The organism is Megasphaera sp. ASD88 (assembly GCF_002287425.1).
GTDB lineage: Bacteria > Bacillota > Negativicutes > Veillonellales > Megasphaeraceae > Megasphaera > Megasphaera stantonii.
In genome coordinates, this window is record NZ_NQXW01000061.1 from 1 (window position 1) to 682 (window position 682).

Below are 682 nucleotides of genomic sequence, written 5' to 3' on the forward strand. Positions count from 1 at the left end.
TGAGGTAACCTTAAGGAGCCAGCCGTCGAAGGTGGGGGCGATGATTGGGGTGAAGTCGTAACAAGGTAGCCGTATCGGAAGGTGCGGCTGGATCACCTCCTTTCTAGGGAAGAAGTAACGGATTCTGCGGAAGACGTTACAAATCTTTAGGTCGGCATTCTGGAGTACGTACACATTGTTCAGTTTTGAGAGGCCATGAACCTCTTAAAAAAATATCCCATGGGCCTATAGCTCAGCTGGTTAGAGCGCACGCCTGATAAGCGTGAGGTCGGTGGTTCAAGTCCACCTAGGCCCACCAGGGCAAGTCGATACACCCGAAATGCAAAGGCAGAGTACGGACAATCGAGGAGCCGTCATATGTTGCAATGACATGCCTGCCCGTCTGGTGGGAAGCCGGCGCAACGAGTGTGGGGGTGTAGCTCAGCTGGGAGAGCACCTGCCTTGCAAGCAGGGGGTCAGGAGTTCGATTCTCCTCATCTCCACCACAATTTTATTACGAAAGACCCGTACCTTGACAACTGCATAAAACGAAACGAACAAACCTCTTTTTTGAAGAAAAGAGAAAGACTTAACGAACCGAAGAAACTCTGAAAAACGGTGAAGACATAAAGTCAAGCAAGTAAGGGCGTACGGCGGATGCCTTGGCCATATCAGCCGATGAAGGACGCGATAAGCTGCGAAA

2 tRNA genes and 1 rRNA gene are annotated in these 682 nt (G+C 50.7%); all 3 read left to right on the plus strand.

Going from position 1 to position 682, the window contains the following annotated elements:
- A 16S ribosomal RNA gene (locus CJ260_RS12480) occupies window positions 1-103 on the plus strand; the annotation flags it as partial.
- Between the two features lie 118 nt (window positions 104-221).
- Window positions 222-298: transfer RNA gene (locus tag CJ260_RS12485), tRNA-Ile, on the plus strand.
- Window positions 299-409: 111 nt separating this feature from the next.
- Window positions 410-485: transfer RNA gene (locus CJ260_RS12490), tRNA-Ala, on the plus strand.
- Window positions 486-682: the final 197 nt, after the last annotated feature.